Source organism: Bartonella doshiae NCTC 12862 = ATCC 700133 (assembly GCF_000278155.1).
Classification (GTDB): domain Bacteria; phylum Pseudomonadota; class Alphaproteobacteria; order Rhizobiales; family Rhizobiaceae; genus Bartonella; species Bartonella doshiae.
In genome coordinates this window covers 433,727-452,094 of record NZ_JH725094.1, presented here as the reverse complement: position 1 = coordinate 452,094, position 18,368 = coordinate 433,727, and the positions used below count along the sequence as shown (strand labels likewise).

Here is an 18,368-nt window from a genome sequence, read left to right as displayed (position 1 = left end):
AAAACAGATTTCATGTATATATTTTTTTTATATTCTATTATACATCTAAATGCTACACATCATCTTGAGAAAGAGGGAGTGAAGCTATTTCTGTATCAAGGGCGTTCATAAAATCGATAATAAAAGTAGCATTGGACCCAAAATCTCTTGGCAAATAACGTGAAGCAGAACGCATATCAACAAAAGTCGTATTACCTTCATCGGTTAAACGTATTACAATGTCTGATACAAAACCGAGATAAAAAGTTTTTGCTATCGTTTCAATATAAAACGCATTTTCTTCCCCTTTAAATTCTCGTTGAACAACAACAGGCCAACCATAAGCTTCTAAAACATTGAGAACGGATTCGCGAATACGATCAGGTGAGCCATCATAACGACGTCCCGACATTTCTGGCCATTTCGACATTTGTAATGCCGCTTGTTCAGTTAAAGTACTCTTCAGTGGTAAAGAATTTTTAGGACGTATTGTACGAAAAAAAGCTGGTGGTTTTTCTGTATCAGTAGAAACGTCATGAAGAGGTGGATAGGCAAACCAAAGTCCCCCCAATAATATCAATGGTACAGACGTTATTAAAGAATAAATGATACCTTTTAAGGCTTTCATTCCTCCCAGAGCACCACACATCCATAAATCGTAAAGTGCTTTTACAGCAAGAAAAAGAGAAATAACAACACAGCAAGCAGAGATTATCATCAAAATCATAAAATCCACTATATAAATCACAGAAAAACGTTGCAAAATTATTGAAAATAACAAAATAAAAAACGCTAATATACCAAAACGAGGGGACCATACTGCTGCTCTTGAAGTTAACCTAATATATTGCTTTTTCATGAAGTTCTCTTTTCTTCAACAACAGATCAGAAGCAAGATTCTTTTCAGATTGTATATCTTACAGATAATTTTCTTATCATATGACAAAAGTAAAGCACTTATTCTTGAGTTCAAGGCTGTCTTATGTCAGATCAACTTACGATAGTTATTTTAGCCACTTTATAGAGGTGCAATTGTTATTCCACGTTAAAATAATTTCAGATGATATGTTTTACGGTTGGTATAAGTATATTTATCCAAAGCTTTGCGCTCTTTATTTTCGTCAATGCTTTGGGTAAAGGCAGGTTATCCTATAATAATATTCTTTAGGGGAGAATGAAGCTCCTATATTACATATTATTTATCGCTAATATATTGATTTTCTTCTACAGATCTAGGAAATAAATTTATGTTTTAAGGGAAGGGTATTATGTGGATTATTTTTAATGCTTTTTTACCACAATAAAATGTTTAGCTGTTTAAAAATTTTGAAATGGAGGTTGTTTTTTCATTTGAATATTTTCTTGATTGAGATTTGAAAATACTATTTGTACTTTCGTTCATTTTTACAGAATGAAAATAGTTATCCAGCTGGGAAGCTGTATGAATTTTTATTCATTAAATATATGACAAGTCGCAGATGACAGGAAAACTTCACCTTCTTTTTTGGCTAGTGAAGAAGGGGCAAAGATGCGTAAAATAGCGAAACCTTCATTTAGATTTTTAGCAACTAAAATCGCATTGTTATTACGTTTAGTCTTTGATTGTTTAAGTTCTATGATTTGTATTGGTTTTCCAATGATAAGATCGAGAGTAGCATTAGGGGCTGTTCGGTCATTAAGGCTGTAGAAAATAATCCCGTCATGTGTATAAGCTGCTAGTGACCAGAATTGTGTTGTGTTTGATGATTTTAAATGAACAGGACCGTTTTCGAGATTAAATCTGCAGACTTTAAGAAGAAAGAGCGGATCAGCAGATTGTTGAAGAGGATTATTAGGATCTAAATCAGAAAATTGATAAGATTCTCCAGATTTTTTAAGCCGTGTCCATAAAGTATTTTTTGCATAATAGGGAGTGAGAAAGAGAACACAAATATGGATAATGATAGCACCAATGCATGCAAGAAGTCCGGCGTAAATGAATTTAGTCACAGTTTTTTTGTCCTGATGGAATTTGTTCTACAAATGGTAGTGTGAGTTTTTGTAATGCTGTTTCTGAAATGATTGAGGTATCGTATAAAGTAAGGATAAGTCCAAATTCTTTTTTACTCATCGTTGTAAGCCAATTTCCAGTTTGCGGTGTTGATGAGATATTGATGTGGAAAGAACCATCACGCTCATAGATAATATTGTTAGTATAGAGTTCAAAAGGTATTTCTTTGGAGGAGGTGTATGGTTTGAGAGACCTGTCTACTGTATAGAGGGTAAAGAGCCGCGCTTCAGGGATGTGTCCTTTAAGAAAATAATGGCAATAGGGACGTAGTGGTCGTCCATGATTATCTTTCCAAGTTTGAAAAACCAAACCCTCTGTAATTCCGAGTGAGATATCACCTCGTTTGGCAGTACGTGCGCGAGTATAGGGATCTGTTTGGCTGGTTCCTACTTGTGGGTAAGCAGTCCATCCTCCAATTGTAAATTTTCCAAAATGGTTGGAGGAATTAAGCATATAATCAACACTTAATACTCCACCTAAAATGGAAAAAATAAATATGAAAAGGAAAAAAGTAATCTGAGGAAACATTGTAGAATATCTCTAATTTAAAATGTTGATGCTCCAATGGTTTTTGTCTTCAAAGAGAGTGTGGACGATTTTTTCATATCGTTGTTAATTAATCGCACAATATTCAATGTTTCAGGAGAGAGTGTAGAAGGTATATGAGGGGTAAGCTCAAAATCATTATTAGAAGAACGCGTTGGTGGTTGATAGGGGAGGAGAGAGTTTTTGACACCATAAAGCTGTTTGAGCATGATATTTTGGTGTGCAGAGAGCATAATGCTATGCCATATCATGGCAGGAACACCACCACCAAAAGCGCGATTCATTGGTGAAAAATTATCATTTCCCATCCATACAGCTCCAGTATAATTACCTGTAAATCCAACAAACCACGCATCACGATAGGATTGTGATGTTCCAGTTTTACCAGCAACAAGAGTCATCGGCAGTGCGGCACGTTTACCTGATCCTCGTGTTGTGACACCAACCATCATTTGGTTCATATAGGCTGCTGATTGCCCACTGAGTACGCGATGGAGCTTATTACCGTCATGCTCATAGTCCCACACCACATGCCCATCTGTTGTTTTTATTTTTATAAAACCATGACAATTTCCAGCCATGCCCCCATTCGCGAAGACATTGAAACCGATTGCTTGGTCCATGGGTGTCATATTGGATGTTCCCAAAATCATAGTTTTATGTGATAAGATATGCGCATGAATGCCCATATTTTTAATCAGATTTATGATAGGTTGGGTATCCCGGTTAAGATATTGATAGGTAAGATAGACAGGTACAGTATTAATCGAAAAGGCTAAAGCAGTTGCTAAATCGATTTTACCGAGATAGCGACCAGAATTATTTTTAGGTGACCAGCCTCCCCAATTGATGGGAGCATCTAGGACTATTGTAGAAGGAGAAAGTCCACGTTCCATTGCCGTTGCATAAACATAGGGTTTGAATGAAGAACCAGGTTGCCGTCCGCCTTGTGTTGCTCTGTTAAATTGGCTTTTGTTATAATCCAGTCCTCCTACAATTGCAGATACAGCTCCATTGTTGTCGAGTATGACAGCAGCAGCTTGTGTTGCACGATATTGTTGACCATATTGGTGTAAATGATAGGCAATTGATTCCTCTGTAGCTTTTTGAATGTCGGGATCAAGAGTAGTTTGAACAATTAAAGTATGGCTTGGAAGTTGGTCACTCATTTTTTTGATTTCGTCAAATGCCCAATCAAGAAAATAGTCAGGTTGGCTATCGTTTATTTTTGTGATTGCTTTGGCGGGATGGCGATGGGCTTTTATAATTTGGCTTTCAGTCATGAAGCCACTATTAACAAGGTTAGAAAGTACCACATTGGCACGTGTTTGAGCGGCAAAAAGGTGACTATGAGGAGCATATTTGGTTGGGGCTTTGAAAAGGCCTGCTAACATAGCGGATTCATTAAGGGATACATCGCGTATGTCTTTACCAAAATAAAATTTTGCAGCTGCTGCTATGCCAAAATTATTTCCTCCCATGTATGCACGTTCAAGATAAAGTTGTAAAATTTGTCTTTTGCTGAAGTTTGCTTCCAGCCAAAGGGCAAGATAGGCTTCTTTGATCTTGCGTGTTATGGTTCTTTCATTTGTTAAGAATAAATTCTTAGCCAGTTGTTGTGTAAGGGTTGAGCCTCCTTGAACGACACTTTTTGCCTGCATATTTTGTGAAATTGCACGCGTGATCCCCTGAAAATCAATTCCCCAGTGGTTAAAAAAACGACGGTCTTCTGTTGCAAGGACCGCTTTAATAACATAATCGGGCATTTCTTCGACAGGGACAGATACAGCTGGGAATGCACCACGATGACCAATAGGATTTCCATAGCGGTCTAGAAAAAGGATGGAAAAATTCTTAGGAAAATACCAATCTTGTTTTGTAAGTTCAAAAACAGAAATACCAACGATAGTGAAAAGAGTAAAACCGATCATTCCTAAAGTTAGTGTTTCATCGAGAATTTCAACGATAAAGCGTTTCCATCCTCGGATATAAAAATATTGTGAAGCAATTTTTGTCTTATTCCAAAAGTAACTTTTCGCAGAGCATATGCGATAAAGTGTTGTGTCTAACCATGCATCAAGTTCAATGAGTGCAGGACTCTGGAAGGGCTTATTTTGGTGTATTTTCTTTTTTTTAGAAAAGTTAAACATTAAAGAGAGCCTATGACAAAGTAATACAACCAGACAAAGTTATAATACTTATATGGAGTAGAAGTAATTTTTTGCTATAGTGTACAGAGAAAGCGTTTAGTTAAGAATTACGGCGCTTTCATTTTACAGAAAGAGTGTTCATCTGTATGTCTTATTGAAAACAGCTCTCTTTCAATTATCTTAGCATATTTTATCAAAAAAGTGTTTTAAGATTACTCAATTTTAAGGATAGCATAAAATTGTTGTTTCATGAAAAAAGGGATATTATTCTCTATACGTGGTTTTTGGATACACAAAAAAACATTATTCATTTTATATTCATAAAGAATAGATTATGAAGTATTTATGATGGAGAAGATTTTCTTTTTTTTGATGATAATAATTTTTCTGGGGGCTGATTCTGTTTTGGCAGCTGAGTGTATGGAAGTAGGTAAGAAAGTTGCTGCTCAAGAGAGAGGAGTGTTAGTGCGCTCAAAATCAGTTGTTAAGGATGGAAAGGATCTGTGTGTTGTTGTTGTTGTTGTGCCAGCCCATGATGGTGAAAAGTTGCGCCGTGTTGAGGTTTTTGTTCCCGCCGATTGATATTTAGCAGATGCTGTAATGCGTATTTTAATTGTCGAAGATGATCGTAATCTCAATCATCAATTAGCAGAAGCTGTAAAAAATGCGGGATATGTTTCAGATAGCGCTTTTGATGGTGAAGATGCTTATTTTTTAGGGAGTACAGAGTCTTATGATGCTGTGATACTCGATATTGGTTTACCGCGTATAGATGGAATCCGTGTTATTGAGAAATGGCGTCAAGAGGGGTATGTCATGCCTGTTTTGATGCTTACAGCGCGAGATAGCTGGTCTGATAAGGTGCTTGGTATTGATGCAGGTGCTGATGATTATGTTGTTAAGCCATTCAATCTGGAAGAAGTGATGGCGCGGTTGCGAGCGTTAATTCGTCGAGCTACAGGGCATGCAACTAGTGCGTTGTGCTGTGGTGGAGTTTTGTTGGATACCAAGACTTCTCGTGTTTTTGTTGATGGTCAGTTAGTTAAACTAACATCTTATGAATTTAGACTTCTTTCGTATCTCATGCATCATTGTGATAGGGTGGTTTCAAGGACAGAGCTTATTGAACATATTTATGACCAAGATTTTGACAAGGACTCGAATACGGTTGAAGTTTTTGTAGGCCGGTTACGTAAAAAGCTTGGGGTGGATATAATTGAGACCATTCGAGGAATGGGTTATCGTGTAAGAATGCCAGGTTATTAATGAATATGCTAAAGAATAAGAGCTGGCTTAAGAAGCTGTTTTTTTCTGTTAGTCGCTCTCTTAGTTTACGGGTTATGATTTTATCAACATTATGGGTTGTGATTTCGCTTTCATCAATTTCTGCTGTCAGTATTTTATTTTATCGGCGTTCCAGTGAACAAAACCTAGAGCGTATTCTTGTTGCTCATCTTTACAGCCTTATTGCAACAGTAACTGTATCACAGGAAGGCAATTTGAGAGGAAGTGTTGGGATTGATGATATTCGTTATTCAGATTCAACATCAGGATGGTATTGGGAAGTTGTAGCTCTGTCTGATAATCTACAAGGAAGGTTGACATCTCCCTCGTTGGGAACAGGGAAACTGTTTTCACCGAGCAATACTGATGTACCTTTTAATAACAAATTTTTTCGCTCTTATCGGATAAAGGGGAATAATAGCCAGACATTACAAGTCATTGAAAGTGATGTTGTTCTTGATAATCAGAATCATGTTGCGCGTTTTCGTTTGGTTGGGAATGTTGATGAAGCACATGCACAAGTGGAAGAATTTAAGCGGACTTTAAAAATTTTTCTTTGGAGTTTTGGTATAGGCAGTGTTCTCATAAACATTGCTATTATTTTCTTTAGTGTTCAACCTTTAAAGCATATTCGACGTGCATTGAATGATATTCGTGAGGGCAGGGTGCATTATGTGAATACAGATTTATTAAGCGAAGTCACGCCGTTGGCACAAGAAATGAATGCTCTCATTAGTAATAATCAGCGTATTATTGAACGGTTTCGAACACAGGTTGGTAATCTTGCACATTCACTGAAGACGCCATTATCAGTTATTATAAATGAGATTGATAAAATGTGTGGAGAACAAGCCATTTTATTGAGAGAACAAACTGAAATGATGCAAGGCCAAATTAATCATTATCTAAAGCGTGCGCGGATTGCAGCACAATGCGACAGTATTGTTTATCACACACCCGTGCGCAGTGTAATTGATCGTCTGGTGCGGGTTATGGAAAAGCTAAATCCTGAAAAACAATTTCAATTTATTATGGAGGATGGTGACATTGTTTTTTCTGGTGAAAGAGAAGATTTAGAGGAAATTATAGGTAACTTAATTGAAAATGCAGCACAATGGTCGCGCATAAAAGTTCGGATTTCCTGTTATTTAGAACAACATGTTGAGAGAGCAAAATTTTTCAGTATTCTTATAGAGGATGATGGTTCTGGTTTAACAGAAGACAAAATTGATGAATCTTTAAAAAGAGGACGGAGATTTGATGAAAGTAAGCCAGGGACAGGTTTAGGGTTAGCAATTGTTTCAGATATGGTTAATGAATATGGCGGAAGTCTTTTTTTATCGCGGTCTTCCTTAGGCGGGTTATCTGCAAAAGTGCTGTTACCAAAATGGTAATTTTTCTACTCAGAGTATATGTAGATTAAAATTATAAGCATAAAGCAATTCTTGTGCATCCCGTGCATAGAGCAGGAAATCATTTCATGATATAAGATGTATTTATTTGTCATCAAAAGAAAGTTTTATTTTTAGATCTTGTATATATGAGAAAATTGGTAATAAACTTTACGCTGTCAGAGATACTGTGCCTGAAAAAAATAGGATTCTGTGGTTTTATATTCCATGTATTCATACGTAGAGGAAGGGAAGTTGGTGAGGTTTTTGATTTTCGTATTGGTACAAAAATGATATGCTTTTATTAATTTTAGCAGGAATTTTTCTTATTTTTTTAGCGAGTATTCTTTTTCTTTCGTTACGTTTTAATTATGTTCCAAAGAAAGAAAGGGGAACTTCAGCTCTTGAGAGTGATGGGAACCATATGTATGTGGTTGATTCTGATAAGTTTCGCACGCATTATAAGAACATCCGCACTTTTAAAGCGCTTAGTGTTTTGTTTGTTCTTCTTGTGACGTGGAGCATTTACGGTTTGACAGGAAATCCAGAAGTTAAAAGTTATTTTTTTAGCGAATTAATGGAAAAGGATCCAAAGATGCTCAATAAGCATGAACGGCTTGTTCGTCTACAGGTACTTTTTTTTCGCTCACCTCATGATGGCACTTTAGCGGATGCATTAGCAGTAGAGTATCTCGAAGAGGGTTATTTTCAGGAGGCTGTAAACATTTATTTAGATGCGCTTCGTTTGAATGGAGAAACAGCTCCAAGACTTGTAGGGTATGGATTGGCATTGGTTGGTTATGAGGGGGGAGTGATTACGCAAGAAGCACAAAAAGCTTTTCAAAAGGCTGCGGATTTAGTTCCAAATGATTTTTATCCTCGCTTATTGCTAGCGGATGCGCTTCGTCAAGCAGGCAAGCCTGCGCAGGCAGTGCAATTTTTACAAAGTTTTCTTGATACAATGCCTAAAGATTTTGTAGGGCAGTCACGTGTGAAGGCCATGATCATTCAATTACGCGGTTTGTCCGATAAAAATTTTTAGAAAGTGATGAAGATGAGGACGCGTTTAAAATTATTAAATCAGAAGAGATTATGAGAAAGAGAGAGATATTAGAGAAGAAGCTGCACGCATATGCAAGATATGCGAAGCATCTTAAAAAATAATGTATTAAAAAATAATTTTTGCAGAGTATCTATGCACAAGCAATATTTAAAGAATTCTCTTTTATTAAAAACCATTTTAAAGCAGCGAAAAAAAAAGCGATTGCTTATGATTTTATTATGCCTTTTTGTTGTAGTAATTGCGATAAGCCTTCTCATATATGCAATGCGCAATACGGTAAGTTTTTTCAGAATGCCCTCTGAAATTACGAGAGAAGATATTCTAACAGGACGCTCTTTGCGTTTAGGTGGTTTTGTCCAAAAGGGGACTGTTGAATATGTTGGAGAGATGGGAGTTATTTTTTTCGTAACAGATAATGCAAAACATGAAAAAGTTATTTTCAATGGTATCCTACCGGATCTTTTTCGTGAAGGGCAGGGGGTTATCGTAGAGGGATATTTTGATAAACAGGGTTTTTTTATAGGTACGCGTATTTTGGCAAAACATGATGAGATTTACATGTCTAAGGAAACAGCGGATCGCTTGAATAAACATTACCGTTTGGAGAAAGAGTTCAATCGTGTTCATTGAACTTGGCCATATTTTTTTAGCTGCGGCGTTTGCAGTAAGTTTATTGGCGGCATTTTTACCTGCGTTAGGTATTTTGTTGAGGGAGCGTTCACTGATGCAAACGGTTGTTCCCCTTACATATATCATTTTTATATTATTGTTTTTATCATTTTTAGTCATTGTATACGCCTATATGGTATCGGATTTTTCTGTTTTGAATGTTGTGGAAAATTCTCATTCGGAAAAACCGATGTTGTATAAAATCACTGGAGTTTGGGGAAACCACGAAGGATCCATGTTATTATGGGTTTTAAGTCTTGCTTTTTTTAGTACATTGATGGCGTTGTTTAGCGGACATTTACCAGAACAGTTTAAAACACTTGTTTTAATTTGCCAAAGTTGGATTACAAGTGCTTTTCTTTTATTTATTCTTTTTCTCTCCAACCCGTTTTTACGTGTTAATCCACCAGCATTACAGGGAGATGATCTCAATCCTCTTTTACAGGATATTGCTTTAGCAATTCATCCTCCCCTTCTTTACTTAGGATATGTGGGTTTTTCTCTTTGTTTTTCTTTTTCAATAGCAGCATTGATTATGGGAGATGTTGATAGGGTTTGGGCTCGTTGGATTCGTCCTTGGCTTCTTCTTTCTTGGTGTTTTTTGACATTAGGTATTATGGTTGGGTCTTATTGGGCCTATTATGAGCTAGGATGGGGTGGTTATTGGTTTTGGGATCCGGTTGAGAATGTTTCATTTATGCCTTGGCTTTCAGGAACGGCTCTTATGCATTCTGCTCTTGTTCTTGAAAAGCGAGAGACATTAAAAAGTTGGACTTTATTTTTAGCTCTTCTTACTTTTTCTCTTGCTTTGTTAGGAGCTTTTCTTGTTCGCTCAGGTCTTCTAATATCTGTTCATAGTTTTGCTGTTGATCCAGCGCGTGGGCGGGCAATTCTTGCTCTTTTCTTTTTCTTTACGGGAGGAGCTTTTCTTCTCTTTGCTTTGCGCGCCCCTACTTTGACAGTAGGTAGATTATTTCAGCCAATTTCTCGTGAAGCTTTTATCGTTTTAAATAATTTTCTGCTTATTACAATAACAGTAACAGTGTTGATTGGAACACTTTATCCTTATTTTTTTGAGGCATTAACGGGGCAAAAAATTTCTGTCGGTGCTGCCTTTTTTAACCTGACATGTGGGTCCTTAATGATATTCTTATTGTTGTTTGTTCCATTTGGGTCGATGATTTCATGGAAACGTGGTGATTTTTTCGCGGTTTTTGAGCGGTTATGGTTTGTTTTCGCAGCGGTTTGTGTAGTCTGTTTTATCACATTTTATGCAACATCTTTTCAGAATATTTTTGCGGCTTTAGGCATTGGACTTTCAGCATTTGTTTTCTTAGGAAGTTTAGCGGATCTTTGGATAAAAACTGGATACCGCAAAACAGCTTTGGTGCTGCGAGTTAAGAGATTTGTTGGATTGCCCTGGTCTATTTTGGGTGCTGCAATAGCACATATGGGATTAGGTGTTACCTTATTCGGGATTGTTTATGTTGCAACTTTTGGGCAAGAGCGTATTTTAACTATGCATATAGGGGATATGATTACAATAGCAGGTAAAACACTGCATTTTTATGAAGTGCGTGATAACGTCGGTTCAAATTATTCTGCTATGGAGTTTCATTTTAATATATATGAAAACAAAAATGCACCACGCCCTGTAATGGCATCAAGGCGATTTTATTCAAGCTCAAATACCGCAACAACAGAAGTTGGTATACAAAATCATGGCTTATCTCAATTATATATTGCGCCAGGACGTATAGATGATAAAGGATTAGTTGTGCACATATGGTGGAAACCTTATATAATATGTGTTTGGTTAGGTGCTTTCATGATGTCCATAGGAGGGTGTCTTTCTCTTTTAGGATATTGGTTCCGTGCAGGGAGGCATAAACGGAGATCATCTTGATTAAATCTATTGGAAAGTTATTGAGATGAAAAAAGTATTTTTTTGGACTTTGCTTTTTTTAATTGTTATTTTTCCTTTGCGGTTAGGGATGGCTGTAGAGCCAGATGAGATTTTACAGGACACCGTTCTTGAAAAACGTGCGCGAGATATTTCAGCATATTTACGTTGTCCCGTTTGTCAAAATCAGTCAATTGATGATTCAGATGCTTCCTTGGCACGTGATTTACGGCTTTTGATTCGTGAGCGATTAAAAATGGGGTATAGCAATGAGCAGATTATTGATTTTCTTGTTGAGCGATATGGTGGATTTATCTTATTGAAACCACCATTTAATAAAACAACATGGTTTTTATGGTTGTCACCTTTTATTATTATCGCCATTGGTGCAAGTATCATATTTTTCCGAATAAGATGCTACAAGCACAGTATGATTTAAGGGCTGTTGCATTAAGAGGGATCTTTTATAAAATGCAGCATTTCAATTTATCGTTCAACTTTATTGATAAATATGTATCGCTATTTATCTAATCTTACAAAACTTTAACAATTTAGACAGAAAATGGTAAGGTTTATCGTTTTATTACTGATCATCGATGATGATCGAAATATGACTGAATAGGAGCATGTACTAAATGGTAAAAAAAAAATTCTTTAAAACATTAGTTGCATTAAGTTTTTCTGCAACGTTGAGCGGAACTCTATTTTGTAATGAATGTGCAGCAAGCTTGTGGACGACATCGGCCTATGCAAATTCTGTATTTACTTCCGGAATGCAACAGCAGGGATTTGCAGATATTGTTGCTAAAGTAAAACCTGCGGTTGTTTCAGTGCAGGTAAAGAGTAATAAAAAGAAAAGAGAAGAGTGGTTCACGAGTGATTTTTTTAATGTCCCAGGACTTGATCAATTACCAGATCAACATCCTTTGAAAAGGTTCTTTAAAGATTTTTATGAACGGGGTAAGCCTAATAATAAACCTTCAACGCGTTCTCATAGAATCCGTCCGATAGCTTTTGGATCGGGCTTTTTTATTTCGTCTGATGGTTATATTGTGACCAATAATCATGTGATTTCTGATGGTACAAGTTATTCTGTTGTTCTTGATGATGGTACAGAATTGGATGCAAAGCTCATTGGAATAGATCAGAGAACAGATCTTGCCGTATTGAAAGTAAATGACAAAAGAAAATTTTCATATGTTGATTTTGGTGATGATTCAGCACTTCGTGTAGGCGATTGGGTTGTTGCTATCGGTAATCCCTTTGGTCTTGGCGGAACTGTAACAGCAGGTATTGTTTCGGCTCGTGGACGTGATATTGGCACTGGTGTTTATGATGATTTTATTCAGATTGATGCCGCGGTTAATAGAGGAAATTCTGGTGGTCCAACTTTTGATCTTAATGGAAAAGTTGTTGGGGTTAATACAGCGATTTTTTCTCCTTCTGGAGGAAATGTTGGGATTGCTTTTGCTATTCCAGCAGCTACTGCAAAACAGGTTGTGCAACAGCTTATTGAAAAGGGTTCAGTTCAGCGTGGTTGGCTTGGAGTTCAGATTCAATCTGTAACAAAGGAAATTTCTGAATCAATGGGTTTAAAAGAAGCCAAAGGCGCTTTGGTTACTGATCCGTTAAAGGGACCAGCAGAAAAGGCTGGTATTAAAGCAGGAGATATAATTCTTTCAGTGAATAATGAAAAGGTTAATGATGTTCGTGATTTGGCAAGACGTATTGGAAATATTAGGCCGGGAGAAACAGTGAACATAGGTATTTGGAGAGCTGGTAAGGAAAGCAATATTAAGGTTAAACTTGATTCAATGCCTGAAAATAAAGGTAAGAAAGATAGTTCACAATCTTCAAATGGGCGTCATGAAGCAGATGAAACATTGGAAGATTATGGTTTGATTGTCGCTCTTGCTGACGATGGTGTAGGGGTGGTCGTAACTAATGTTGATCCAGATTCAGATGCAGCAGATAAAGGGATAATACCTGGTGATGTCATTGTGACGGTGAATAATAAGTCTGTTAAAAAAGTGTCTGATATTACAGATATAATTAAGGAAGCACAAAAGTTGGGACGGAATGCCATACTCCTACAACTGCGCACAAATGATCAAAATCGTTTTGTTGCTCTTCCCATTTTAAAAAAGTAGTATTTAAGTCATGAGAGGACAGAAGTTTTAGAGACTTCTGTCCTACAACGCGATTTGATAAAATAACGGAGATGCGTTTTATGAAGATACTCGTTATCGAAGATGATCGTGAAACAGGACGTTATCTTGAAAAAGCTTTTTTGGAGGCAGGACATTCGGTTGATGTTGCATATGATGGGGATACTGGATATGCCTTAGCTAGTACGGAAAATTATGACGTTATGGTTGTTGATCGAATGCTTTTGCATCGTGATGGTCTTTCTATTATTTCTGAATTGCGTGCGAAAGGAAATGAAACACCAGCTCTCATTCTTTCGGCTTTAGGGCAGGTTAATGATCGTGTGACGGGGTTACGTGCAGGAGGTGATGATTATTTGACCAAACCTTACGCTTTTTCTGAACTTCTTGCGCGTGTTGAGGTATTGCAACGGCGAAAAAGTCCTAAGGAAGCAGAAACCCTTTATTGTGTAGGCAATCTTGAGTTGGACAGACTAACACATACAGTGAGGCGGGGTGAGAGAAATATCATATTGCAACCAAGAGAGTTTCGTTTACTTGAATATTTGATGCGCTATTCTGGTCAAGTTGTTACACGTACTATGCTTTTAGAAAATGTTTGGGATTATCATTTTGATCCACAAACAAATGTTATTGATGTCCATATATCGCGTTTGAGAGCAAAAATTGAGAAAGATTTTGATGTCCCAATTCTTCATACTGTGCGTGGGGCTGGATATATGATGAAAGCACCAGATAACAAAAGATGAATCGTTTAATCAATGTGATGCGCACAACTGCGCTAAGGCTTTCAGCTCTTTATATTTTATTGTTTGGATTAGTTGCAATCGGGCTTTCTGTTTACATGACAGTATTTTCTGCTTCATTATTAACGGAGCAAACTGAACAGGCCTTGCATGAGGAACTAAGATATATTGAAAATGCTTATAACTATGGCGGGCTTCCTTTATTAATACGCACTATTGATTCCCGTTCACGGCAACCAGGAGCTTTTCTTTATCTTGTTACTGACTCTATGGGGCGCATTTTAGCGGGGAATGTAGCGCGTATTGAGTTAGGACTTTTGAATCATAATGGCTTTATTCCGAATTCTTTTTTGTATTCACGTTTTGGAGAGCATGGAAAAACAAGTCAACATCGTGCTTTAGCAGTTGTTGTTGATTTACCTAATGCCATGAAGATTCTTATCGGACGGGATTTGGATGAGCCAGAACGTTTTGCAGCAGTCATTCGTAAAGCGGTTATGATTGCTCTTACTGCGATGGTGGTGGGGGCTTTACTCATATGGTTTTTTGTTGGGAGACGAGCATTGCAGAGAATTGATCATGTAACGGCTGCATCACAGCGTTTAATGGATGGTAATTTCAGCGAACGTTTACCTGTTTCTGGGGTAGGAGATGAGTTTGATCGATTATCAGCTAATCTTAATGTTATGTTAGACCGTATTGAAGAATTAAATATCGGTTTGCGTCAAGTATCAGATAATATTGCTCATGATCTTAAGACACCACTGACGCGCCTTAGAAATCGTGCAGAAGAAGCACTTTTGGGGCAAAAGACAAAGCTTGAATATCGTCAGGCACTTGATGGGGTTATTGCGGAATCGGATCAACTTATTCGCACCTTTAATGCTATTTTAATGATTTCGCGTATTGAGGCTAGTTGCGCAATTGAACATCTTGAGACTATGAATATGAAGCTGATTCTTGAAGATGCCGTTGAACTTTATGAACCTTTTGCTGAAGAATCAGGTGTTTTGCTGCAGTTAGGAGAGACATTTGATAAAGAGATTAAGTTAAATCGTGAACTTGTTGCACAATCAATTTTTAATCTTATTGATAATGCAATTAAATATGCGTCTAAAAATGAAAAAAAGGTACAAGTTTGTTTATCAATGGAATATCGCGGTAAACATTTGTTGGTTGTTGTTAGTGATAATGGTGTAGGGATTGCTGCGGATAAGCGTGAAAAAGTAACAGAACGATTTGTTCGCCTTGAAGAAAGTCGCACACAGCCTGGTTTTGGTATTGGTTTAAGTATAGCAAAAGCTGTTATGAAACTTCATGGGGGTGAACTCTTACTTGAAGATGCAAATCCAGGGCTTCGCGCTGTTTTATTATTTCCTTAAAAGTATTTTTGCTTCACTTTCTCTCGTTACAGGCAGTGATCTCTTTTCTGGGTGAGATGCAATGGAATCGAAAATAAATGTTTCTTCAAGGGAGTATAGATGAAAGATGCTTTTTTAAAAACACAGCTTCTCCCTTTATGCCCCCTTGATGAGAGTGGTTCTCAATGGCTGAAAGACCTTGAAGAATGCGCGAGGGAAGAAAATTTAGAATTGCTGGTTTCCTTTATTTCAAACAAAGGAAAGCAAATTGATTTTATAAGCACAGTTATGACCTTATCACCTTTTTTACGTGAGGTTTTGATTGCTAATCCATCGTATCTTAATCCCTTATTGGATGTTGATATAGAAACAAGGTTAAGCGAAATTATAGAGGATATTGCGCGTATTGATAAAAATAAAGCAGTTCATGAAACTTTATTGATGGCGTCTTTAAGACGCAAAAAACGCGAAGCACATGTTCTTATTGCTTTAGCTGATTTGAGTGGTGTTTTTACTTATGAAGTTTCATGTATGTGGTTAACACGCTTAGGCGAAGTAGCATTGAGTGTAGCTTTGCGTTTTCTTTTAAGAGAGGCACATGCTGATGGCAAAATAAGTTTATCAAGTCTTGATGATCCAGAGAAGAACTGTGGCTTAATCATTTTAGGGATGGGAAAATTAGGAGCGGGAGAACTTAATTATTCCTCTGATATTGATCTTATCGTTTTCATAGATGAAATGTCACCTCATATTGGGAATCTTTCTGAGAGCGTTGATGTATTTTCTAAAATGGTACGTCGATTGATCCGTATTATTCAAGAACGAACTGCGGAGGGATATGTTTTTCGTCTTGATTTTAGGCTTCGACCAGATCCAGGTTCAACTCCTTTGGCCTTACCGGTAAGGACAGCGTTGCGTTATTACGAGGGGCGTGGGCAAAATTGGGAACGAGCAGCGATGATTAAAGCGCGTCCAGTTGCCGGTGATAAAAAAGCAGGATTCAATTTTCTCAAAGAACTTTCTCCTTATGTGTGGCGGAAATATTTAGATTATGCTGCGATTGCTGATATCCATTCTATCAAACGTCAAATCCATGCGTATAAAAATTATGGTCAAATTGCTGCTTATGGTCATAACATAAAATTAGGACGCGGTGGTATTCGTGAGATTGAATTTTTTGTACAAACGCAACAATTAATTGCTGGTGGACGCTTTCCTCAATTACGTGGACGTCAAACTGTTGCAATGTTGGCAGAGCTTCACATGCTTGGGTGGATTAGTGAGAAAACGAGAAAGAGTCTTGTAAAAAGTTATGCTTTTTTACGAAATGTTGAACACCGTATTCAGATGCTTGCAGATGAACAAACACATCTTCTTCCAGATGATGTTTCTCAGTTCACAAGTGTCGCATATTTAATGGGCTACCAAGAGAATAGCAGTTTTATCCGCGATTTATTAAAAACGCTTCAGGTTGTGGAAAAACATTATGCGGCATTATTTGAGAACGAGCAGGAGCTTGGTTTAGAAATTGGCAATTTAGTTTTTACAGGTGAAGAAGATGATCCAGAAACCTTAATAACATTAAGCCGTTTAGGTTTTGAAAGAGCGAGCGATATCTGTCGTATTATGCGGACACTTCATTGTGGGCGTTATAAGGCGACACAGTCTGCTGAAGCACGTGAAAGACTAACGGAATTGACTCCAGCACTTTTAAAAGCTTTTGGTGCAACAAAACGGGCCGATGAAGCGATGTTGCGTTTTGATAGTTTTTTACAGGGGTTGCCTTCGGGGATTCAGCTTTTTAGTTTATTGCAATCTAATCCCTCTTTATTAGATATGTTAGTACTTATTATGGGGGCTGCTCCGCGTCTTGCAGAAATTATTACGCGTAAACCGCATGTTTTTGATGGGATGTTAGATCCAGCCATTTTTTCAGAATTACCAACAAAGGCTTATTTAGAAAAACGCCTTGGATATTTCCTCGAGGAGGGGCTTTCTTATGAAGATCTTCTCGATCATTTAAGGATTTTTGCTGATGAACAACGTTTTTTAATTGGGATTCGGGTTTTGAATGGCGCCATTACTGGAAAGAGAGCGGGTTTTGCACTCACAGCACTTGCTGATCTTATGATCGCAAAAACATTTGTTGCGGTTCAAGAAGAATTTTCTCGTCTTCATGGCAAGATTAAAGGAGGGCATGTTGGTATACTGGGGATGGGTAAGCTTGGAAGCCGCGAATTAACAGCTGGTTCTGATGTGGATCTTATTTTACTTTATGAACATGATGAAGATGCAGAAGTTTCTGATGGAGAAAAACCTCTCTATATCTCTCAATATTATACTCGTTTGACACAGCACTTGGTTAAGGCTTTATCTACTCTTACAAGTCAAGGCGTTCTTTATACGGTTGATTTAAGATTACGGCCATTAGGCAATAAGGGGCCTGTCGCTGTTTCTTTTCAATTTTTCAAAAAATATTATCGCAAGGAAGCGTGGATATGGGAATATCTTGCTTTAACTCGGGCGCGGGGTATTGCGGGAGATCCTGATTTTTTACAAAAGTTAGAAGATGAAGTATGTGCAATTATTGCATTTCCTCGTAACAAGAAGCATGTAGCAAAAGCAGTATGTGAAATGCGTCATTTGATTGAAAAAGAAAAACCACCAGAAAATAGATGGGATTTGAAAACAATGTCTGGTGGCATTATGGATTTAGAATTTATTGCCCAATTTGCGCTTATTACGCATGTGATTACGTTTGAAATTGGCGCAACTACAGCAGATATTTTAGCGCGCTTGCCAAGCAGTTTTCTTAATAAGTCATTTATTTCTGATCTTCATCATGCCTATGATTTATATACAAATTTAAGTCAAATGATACGACTTTGTTTAAATGAATCTCTAAATCCTCATGATATGCCGTCTGGATTAAGCGATCTTTTATTAAACAGTGTTGGGGAGCCAGATTTGTTTCATATTGAAAAATTAATCGAGGAAACCGGGCAATTGGTACGTACAATTTTTATGAAGATCTTGAAACAGTGAATGGGTGTTATGA

Annotated in this window: 15 protein-coding genes; 11 read left to right on the top strand and 4 right to left on the bottom strand. The window is 37.3% G+C overall.

Features of this window, described 5'->3' with window-relative positions:
- Positions 1-52 precede the first annotated feature (52 nt).
- The 4 genes from MCS_RS02025 to MCS_RS02010 form a co-directional block, all read right to left on the bottom strand.
- On the bottom strand, positions 53-838 hold the full coding sequence (locus tag MCS_RS02025) for a DUF1499 domain-containing protein (RefSeq protein WP_004854997.1): 786 nt from the start codon (positions 836-838) through the stop codon (positions 53-55).
- A 590-nt stretch (positions 839-1,428) separates the two neighbouring features.
- Positions 1,429-1,968 carry a DUF1254 domain-containing protein gene (locus MCS_RS02020; RefSeq protein WP_004854995.1) on the bottom strand — a complete coding sequence of 180 codons (540 nt, stop codon included), beginning with the start codon at positions 1,966-1,968 and terminating at the stop codon, positions 1,429-1,431.
- Positions 1,961-2,557, bottom strand: a complete 597-nt coding sequence (locus MCS_RS02015; RefSeq protein ID WP_004854991.1) for a DUF1214 domain-containing protein — start codon at positions 2,555-2,557, stop codon at positions 1,961-1,963. Before MCS_RS02015 ends, MCS_RS02020 begins: the two co-directional genes overlap by 8 nt.
- A 17-nt stretch (positions 2,558-2,574) precedes the next feature.
- Positions 2,575-4,725 carry a transglycosylase domain-containing protein gene (locus MCS_RS02010; RefSeq protein ID WP_004854988.1) on the bottom strand — a complete coding sequence of 717 codons (2,151 nt, stop codon included), beginning with the start codon at positions 4,723-4,725 and terminating at the stop codon, positions 2,575-2,577.
- Positions 4,726-5,070: 345 nt separating this feature from the next.
- Between MCS_RS02010 and MCS_RS02005 the strand changes: the two genes are divergently transcribed.
- From MCS_RS02005 to MCS_RS01955, 11 genes are all read left to right on the top strand, one after another.
- Positions 5,071-5,307, top strand: coding sequence for a hypothetical protein (locus tag MCS_RS02005; protein WP_024864238.1), 237 nt, complete (start codon positions 5,071-5,073; stop codon positions 5,305-5,307).
- A gap of 18 nt (positions 5,308-5,325) precedes the next feature.
- On the top strand, positions 5,326-5,991 hold the full coding sequence (locus MCS_RS02000; RefSeq protein ID WP_004854981.1) for a response regulator transcription factor: 666 nt from the start codon (positions 5,326-5,328) through the stop codon (positions 5,989-5,991).
- On the top strand, positions 5,991-7,403 hold the full coding sequence (locus MCS_RS01995) for an ATP-binding protein (RefSeq protein WP_004854979.1): 1,413 nt from the start codon (positions 5,991-5,993) through the stop codon (positions 7,401-7,403). The genes MCS_RS02000 and MCS_RS01995 overlap by 1 nt, the downstream gene beginning before the upstream one ends.
- A 292-nt stretch (positions 7,404-7,695) precedes the next feature.
- Positions 7,696-8,442 (top strand): tetratricopeptide repeat protein, encoded by a 747-nt coding sequence (locus MCS_RS01990; RefSeq protein ID WP_004854976.1) that lies wholly within the window; start codon positions 7,696-7,698, stop codon positions 8,440-8,442.
- 153 nt (positions 8,443-8,595) lie between these two features.
- Positions 8,596-9,093 (top strand): cytochrome c maturation protein CcmE, encoded by a 498-nt coding sequence (gene ccmE / locus MCS_RS01985; RefSeq protein WP_004854975.1) that lies wholly within the window; start codon positions 8,596-8,598, stop codon positions 9,091-9,093.
- Positions 9,083-11,038 carry a heme lyase CcmF/NrfE family subunit gene (locus MCS_RS01980; protein ID WP_004854972.1) on the top strand — a complete coding sequence of 652 codons (1,956 nt, stop codon included), beginning with the start codon at positions 9,083-9,085 and terminating at the stop codon, positions 11,036-11,038. The genes ccmE and MCS_RS01980 overlap by 11 nt, the downstream gene beginning before the upstream one ends.
- Positions 11,039-11,063: 25 nt before the next feature.
- Entirely contained in the window at positions 11,064-11,474 is a 411-nt protein-coding gene (locus tag MCS_RS01975) for a cytochrome c-type biogenesis protein (RefSeq protein WP_004854970.1), read from the top strand.
- 196 nt (positions 11,475-11,670) lie between these two features.
- Positions 11,671-13,185 carry a DegQ family serine endoprotease gene (locus tag MCS_RS01970; RefSeq protein ID WP_004854966.1) on the top strand — a complete coding sequence of 505 codons (1,515 nt, stop codon included), beginning with the start codon at positions 11,671-11,673 and terminating at the stop codon, positions 13,183-13,185.
- Between the two features lie 80 nt (positions 13,186-13,265).
- Positions 13,266-13,952 carry a response regulator transcription factor gene (locus tag MCS_RS01965; RefSeq protein ID WP_004854962.1) on the top strand — a complete coding sequence of 229 codons (687 nt, stop codon included), beginning with the start codon at positions 13,266-13,268 and terminating at the stop codon, positions 13,950-13,952.
- Entirely contained in the window at positions 13,949-15,331 is a 1,383-nt protein-coding gene (locus MCS_RS01960; protein ID WP_004854960.1) for a sensor histidine kinase, read from the top strand. Before MCS_RS01965 ends, MCS_RS01960 begins: the two co-directional genes overlap by 4 nt.
- A 99-nt stretch (positions 15,332-15,430) precedes the next feature.
- Positions 15,431-18,355, top strand: coding sequence for a bifunctional [glutamine synthetase] adenylyltransferase/[glutamine synthetase]-adenylyl-L-tyrosine phosphorylase (locus tag MCS_RS01955; protein ID WP_004854958.1), 2,925 nt, complete (start codon positions 15,431-15,433; stop codon positions 18,353-18,355).
- Positions 18,356-18,368 lie beyond the last annotated feature (13 nt).

Excerpts from the sequence above, each read along its gene's own strand:
- MCS_RS02025 (WP_004854997.1), bottom strand. The coding sequence starts at position 838 with ATGAAAAAGCAATATATTAGGTTAACTTCAAGAGCAGCAGTATGGTCC.
- MCS_RS02015 (WP_004854991.1), bottom strand. The coding sequence starts at position 2,557 with ATGTTTCCTCAGATTACTTTTTTCCTTTTCATATTTATTTTTTCCATT.
- MCS_RS02010 (WP_004854988.1), bottom strand. The coding sequence starts at position 4,725 with ATGTTTAACTTTTCTAAAAAAAAGAAAATACACCAAAATAAGCCCTTC.
- MCS_RS02005 (WP_024864238.1), top strand. The coding sequence starts at position 5,071 with ATGATGGAGAAGATTTTCTTTTTTTTGATGATAATAATTTTTCTGGGG.
- MCS_RS02000 (WP_004854981.1), top strand. The coding sequence starts at position 5,326 with ATGCGTATTTTAATTGTCGAAGATGATCGTAATCTCAATCATCAATTA.
- MCS_RS01995 (WP_004854979.1), top strand. The coding sequence starts at position 5,991 with ATGAATATGCTAAAGAATAAGAGCTGGCTTAAGAAGCTGTTTTTTTCT.
- MCS_RS01990 (WP_004854976.1), top strand. The coding sequence starts at position 7,696 with ATGCTTTTATTAATTTTAGCAGGAATTTTTCTTATTTTTTTAGCGAGT.
- ccmE (WP_004854975.1), top strand. The coding sequence starts at position 8,596 with ATGCACAAGCAATATTTAAAGAATTCTCTTTTATTAAAAACCATTTTA.
- MCS_RS01975 (WP_004854970.1), top strand. The coding sequence starts at position 11,064 with ATGAAAAAAGTATTTTTTTGGACTTTGCTTTTTTTAATTGTTATTTTT.
- MCS_RS01970 (WP_004854966.1), top strand. The coding sequence starts at position 11,671 with ATGGTAAAAAAAAAATTCTTTAAAACATTAGTTGCATTAAGTTTTTCT.
- MCS_RS01965 (WP_004854962.1), top strand. The coding sequence starts at position 13,266 with ATGAAGATACTCGTTATCGAAGATGATCGTGAAACAGGACGTTATCTT.
- MCS_RS01960 (WP_004854960.1), top strand. The coding sequence starts at position 13,949 with ATGAATCGTTTAATCAATGTGATGCGCACAACTGCGCTAAGGCTTTCA.
- MCS_RS01955 (WP_004854958.1), top strand. The coding sequence starts at position 15,431 with ATGAAAGATGCTTTTTTAAAAACACAGCTTCTCCCTTTATGCCCCCTT.